The organism is Pricia sp. (assembly GCF_041745955.1).
In the GTDB taxonomy this organism is placed as follows: domain Bacteria; phylum Bacteroidota; class Bacteroidia; order Flavobacteriales; family Flavobacteriaceae; genus Pricia.
The window spans coordinates 1-5,524 of record NZ_JBGTHY010000313.1; the positions used below are offsets into that span (position 1 = coordinate 1).

At 48.8% G+C, this 5,524-nt stretch carries 3 protein-coding genes and 2 pseudogenes; 3 read left to right on the top strand and 2 right to left on the bottom strand.

Going from position 1 to position 5,524, the window contains the following annotated elements; all coding sequences use genetic code 11:
* The 3 genes and pseudogenes from ACEW8S_RS11375 to ACEW8S_RS11385 all read left to right on the top strand — a co-directional run.
* Positions 1–245: pseudogene (locus ACEW8S_RS11375) on the top strand (tRNA (adenine-N(6)-)-methyltransferase); the annotation flags it as partial.
* 56 nt (positions 246–301) lie between these two features.
* Positions 302–1,480 (top strand): acyl-CoA dehydrogenase family protein, encoded by a 1,179-nt coding sequence (locus tag ACEW8S_RS11380; RefSeq protein WP_373518273.1) that lies wholly within the window; start codon positions 302–304, stop codon positions 1,478–1,480.
* Positions 1,481–1,852: 372 nt separating this feature from the next.
* Positions 1,853–2,677, top strand: coding sequence for a phytanoyl-CoA dioxygenase family protein (locus tag ACEW8S_RS11385; protein ID WP_373518274.1), 825 nt, complete (start codon positions 1,853–1,855; stop codon positions 2,675–2,677).
* A gap of 49 nt (positions 2,678–2,726) precedes the next feature.
* Here the strand turns inward: ACEW8S_RS11385 and ACEW8S_RS11390 are convergent, their stop codons facing one another.
* Both ACEW8S_RS11390 and ACEW8S_RS11395 read right to left on the bottom strand, forming a co-directional pair.
* Entirely contained in the window at positions 2,727–3,917 is a 1,191-nt protein-coding gene (locus ACEW8S_RS11390) for a Gfo/Idh/MocA family protein (RefSeq protein ID WP_373518275.1), read from the bottom strand.
* A 226-nt stretch (positions 3,918–4,143) separates the two neighbouring features.
* A pseudogene (locus ACEW8S_RS11395) lies at positions 4,144–5,524 on the bottom strand (DNA polymerase III subunit alpha); the annotation flags it as partial.

Sequence of the window (5,524 nt, forward strand, 5' to 3'; positions counted from 1 at the left end):
TTGCAACCATCATCCCTTTTAAAGAAGAGGAAGAATTCTTGGCACTCGCATCAAAAACAGGATTATTTCCACAGAAAATTACACGCGTAAGAGGGAATCCCACAACCAAAATCAAAAGAAGTATGCTACAATTCGGACGCACCGAAACCAAAATCGATACCGATGCCCTTACCATCGAGCTTGCACGCCACCAATACACGGAGGAATATAAAACATTGACCCAAGATTTTTACCTGAAAATGTAACATCCTTCAAGAACGATGTTATATTTCCTCACTATCTTTGATAGAAATTCATGCCTATGAGACCCGATCTGTTCGAAGCGCCCGACTATTACAATTTAGATGATCTTTTATCTGAAGAACACAAACTCGTGCGCGACGCGGCTCGCCAATGGGTGAAGCGTGATGTCTCGCCCATCATTGAAGAATACGCCCAAAAAGCGGAATTCCCCAAACAAATCTTAAGCGGACTTGCGGAAATCGGGGCGTTCGGCCCTTACATTCCAGAAGAATATGGAGGAGCGGGACTCGACCAGATCAGCTATGGACTTATCATGCAAGAAATCGAGCGCGGTGACAGCGGGGTACGGTCTACCGCTTCGGTGCAGTCGTCTTTGGTCATGTACCCAATCTACACGTACGGCAACGAAGAACAACGTAAAAAATATCTTCCTAAATTGGCGGCCGGCGAACTGATGGGCTGCTTCGGATTGACCGAACCCGACCACGGCTCCAATCCCGGTGGGATGGAAACCAAATTTAAGGACGAGGGCGATCATTATCTTCTCAACGGTGCCAAACTCTGGATATCGAATTCCCCCTTTGCAGATATCGCCGTAGTCTGGGCGAAAAACGAGGAAGGCCGCATACACGGCTTGATCGTGGAGCGCGATATGGAGGGTTTTTCCACTCCGGAAACTCACAACAAATGGTCGTTACGGGCTTCCGCCACAGGAGAATTGATCTTTAGTGATGTCAAAGTCCCCAAAGAAAATCTCCTTCCCAACAAAAGCGGACTCGGCGCACCTTTAGGCTGTTTGGATTCCGCCCGCTACGGAATCTCATGGGGTGCCATCGGCGCGGCTATGGATTGCTACGATACGGCCCTTCGCTATGCCAAGGAGCGCAAACAGTTCGGAAAGCCCATTGCCGCCTTCCAATTGCAACAAAAGAAACTGGCTGAGATGATCACGGAGATTACCAAGGCACAACTGTTGGCCTTCCGATTGGGACAGTTAAAAAACGAAGGGAAAGCTACCACCGCACAAATCTCCATGGCCAAGCGCAACAATGTAGATATGGCCATTAAAGTAGCCCGTGAAGCCCGGCAAATATTGGGCGGTATGGGGATAACCGGCGAATATAGTATCATGCGCCACATGATGAACCTTGAAAGTGTGATTACCTATGAGGGTACTCACGATATTCATTTGTTGATTACCGGAGCGGATATTACGGGGCATCAGGCGTTTAAGTAAACAACAAAATCACAACCCTACACCACAAATTCCAACCCCTTCACAACAAATAATTTGTAGGGCGCCAAACCTGTGCTATGTTTGTACTGTAATTAAAACGGAGTTAATTTTTCATTTTCATATAGTGTTCTCGATAAAAGAGTCCGGTCTTCATTGATCGGACTCTTTTTGGTATATAGATTTTTATTTGTCATTCCCTCCCTTCCAAGGCGCTCAGGATAAACTTTGCCTGTAATCTCAGGATTCATCAAACATCCCAGATTCCGTTCCTTTCCGCTTTTGGACTATTTGTATTCTCGCCACAGAGACAAACACTACAAATACCAATTATTTTCGTATTTTTAAGGATGCTAATCCCTTCAAAATACTGCTATGATTACCGAAAAACAGATTGAGACCTATAAAAAGGATGGCTATCTCCTCCTGAAAAATCTTTTTGACACCGAAGAAATCGGCCTTCTAAAGAAAGCGGCATTGGCCGATCGCGAGCTAGACAAGCGTTCATACGGACGGGCGGACGGCGAAGGGGGAACGGTGCGCCTCTCCATTTGGAACCATCCGGGAAATAATATCTACGGCAGCTTCGCCCGTAGCGAACGGATTGTCAACGTGGCCGAAGCCCTATTGGAAGGGGAGGTCTATCATTACCATTCCAAAATGATTTTAAAGGACGCAAAGGTGGGCGGGGCTTGGACCTGGCACCAGGATTATGGCTATTGGTACAATTTCGGATTGCTGCAACCTTTGCTGACCAGCGTGACCATCGCCGTAGACAAGGCCACCCAAGAAAATGGATGTTTGCAGGTGCTTAAAGGCTCCCATAAAATGGGACGGGTCGACCATACGTTAAAGGGCGATCAGGCGGGTGCGGATATGGAGCGGGTCGAAGAAGCCAAAAAAACATTTCCGCTGGTTTATTGCGAAATGGATCCCGGCGATGCGATGTTCTTCGACTGCAATATCCTGCACCGTTCGGACCAAAATCGATCGGACCATTCGCGATGGTCGTTGATCTGCTGCTACAACGCGGCCCGCAACGACCCGTACAAAGAAGGCCAACATGCCAGCTATACGCCCTTGGAAAAAGTAGGCGCCGATGCCATAAAAAATTCATCCGTCGGTGGATTCGATGCAGATCCGGAATCCAAATGGGTGAGTCCCGATACGGACAAGACCATTGAAAATATGAAATCTTAATACCCTTTGGGTGGCTTTAATTTTTAAAGGCTTGCCGTCCCGAAATAGTTCAAGGCATTGTCTTTTGAACGATTTCGCCCGTAGTCTTGTGTTTTATAATGAGCTTCTTATCGCCGTTCGGCAGCAGTTCTTCCTTGATCAGATAATAATCGTCGTCGTACGAGGTAAATTCCTTTTCGTAGCTATCAGCAGTATCGCCCCGCCAGTCCTTCAGGACTACCGGCTCCCATTTTTTGGTTTCTGCGGATTTATAGGCCGCATCGAGAATGGCGTTCACAACATATCCATCGTAAAAAGTTTCGAGCGGGTCGCGGTTTTGCTCGATGGCATCGAACATATCCGTAAACATGTGGGGATAGCCCAATTCATGCGCCTCGTCGCCCACTGGAAACAACCAGCCCTTGTTGACCTCGGCCTTCTCTGCCACATAACCATCCCCTTTGCCGGTGGTGAACATTTCGAAGCCGGTACGTAAAAAACTGTTTACCCAAATGGTACCCTCGGTGCCCATGACCTCATCCCGCAGGTCCATCCCGCCACGAAAGGCCCAGCTTACCTCGAACTGTCCGATGGCCCCATTGGCATATTTGACCAAGCCGATGGCGTGGTCTTCAGCCTCTATGGGATGCACTTGGGTGTCGGCCCAGCACATAACTTCCAAGGGTTTTATATGCTTGCCGATAAAGTTCCGGCTGATTTCCACGCAATGGCAGCCCAGATCGATAATCGCCCCGCCACCCGATTTTTCCATATCCCAAAACCAATCGCTATGCGGCCCGGGATGCGTCTCGCGCGACTTCGCCCAAAGTACCTTGCCGATACTCCCCTGCCGTATACTTTCCATGGATTTCAGGAATTTCGGGGTATAGCAAAGATCTTCAAGATACCCGCCGAAAATACCCGCTTCCTCTACCAAATCCAACATGCGCTTGGCTTCCGCAGCGGTTCGGCCCAAGGGCTTGGTGCAGATAACATGCTTTTTGGCTTCTGCACAGGCCCGTACAGCAGGTTCGTGCAGGTGGTTGGGCAGGGAGATCAGCACTACGTCTATATCCTCATGGTGTATTGCCTCTTCCATGGAATCGGTATGATGGGGCAAATTGTAATCGTCCGCAAAACGCTTGGCATTATCAGCGTTTCTGGAATATACCGTGATAATCCGGTCCGTTCTGCGTTGGGCGTGTAGCGTTTCGGCGTAGAATCGAGCGATAAAGCCGGATCCGAGTAAGGCAATGTTCATAGGAAGGGGTTTTAAAATTCAAATACAAAAATGGTCACATCGAGTATTTCGGCTGCGCTCAGTATAAACTGCAGTCGAGATACCAAGTTCAAACTCATGTTCAAAAATGGTCACATCGAGCGCAGTCGAGATGCCAAACTCAAGTTCAAGTTCAAAAGGCAAATTAGTTGGCCAATTCCAAATTTAAGACATTTGATCTAATGTTTTCCGTATCGCCCGTTTAGTTTCATTTCGATCCAAAATCCGTTGAAGCGGATTTCTTTGCTTCAAACACCTTCGCACTCATCTTCATATCGGCATACCGCGGGTCTTGCACATAATCTTCCTTTTGCATTTTGACGACCTCGATGCTCAGAAACCCGAACTCGCTGACCACTTTTCCGTAAAAGCGGTATATACCTTTGCCCCGGAATCGATATTTGGCGGCTACGGGCGGAAACAGCACGGTATCGAACACTTGGCCCTGCTGGTCGAGCAGCGTAGCGAACTGCATGGAGTTTCCCTTAGGGGTCTTGGTGTTTTTTACCGTGACGAGATAGCCGTAGATATCGATATGTCGTTCTAGATACCGTTCCAGATCTTTGCCGCCGGTCGTGTTCTTTGGGGGATCGATCAAAAGTTCGAACGGACTGCACAAGGCGAACCCCAACAGCTCGAGCTGGGTAAAGGCCATTTCGAGATCGGTGGTATGTAAGGAGGGAATCTCAAAATCTTGATGATCGGGCCTAAATAGTTTGGGATGGTCGATTTTTTGGGTCCTTCCCAAGAAAAGATGCGCCTTCCACAAGAGTTCGTGCTTGTTGGTCCGTGTAAACCGAAAGGCATCGATACGGATAAGGATGCTTATCTGTTCTATGGATATGGATACCCGATCTAGAAAGTCCTCCAAGGAAGTAAAGATTCCGTTGATGATTCGTTCTCTTAGGATGCGTTCCGAGACCCGGTCTTCGAGTTCACGCAGATAGCCGAAGCCGAGATACAGATTTTTTCCATAGAGGCGATTCCCATTATTGCTTGTATTGATACATGGCGGATGGATGGTCGCGCCCAACATACGGGCCTCGTGCACATAGAATTCCGAACGGTAGAACCCGCCGCCGTTATTGAGCACCGCGACCATATATTCCAAGGGATAATAGGCGCGTAAGAACAAGGTCTGGTAACTTTCAACGGCATAGGAAGCGGAATGCCCCTTGGCAAAGGCGTACCCGGCGAAGCTGGCGACTTGGTTCCAGATCTCGAAAATAAGGGTATCTTCGTAGCCTTTTTTCCGGCAGTTGTCGATAAATTTTTCTTCTACGCGCTGGAATTCCTCCCGCGAGCGGAACTTGCCGCTCATGCCCCGGCGCAGCACATCGGCCTCGCCCAGATCAAGGTCCGCGAAATGGTGGGCGACCTTGATAACATCTTCTTGGTAGACCATGACGCCATAGGTCTCGGGCATGATAGTCAACATCACGGGAGGCGCCTTTTCCTCGGCCCTTCCCTTGTTCCGATGCCGCAAAATATACTCCCGCATCATCCCGCTTTTCGCGACCCCGGGGCGGATAATCGAACTAGCAGCGACCAAGCCCAAATAGTTGTCGACTTCCAATTTCTTGAGCAGC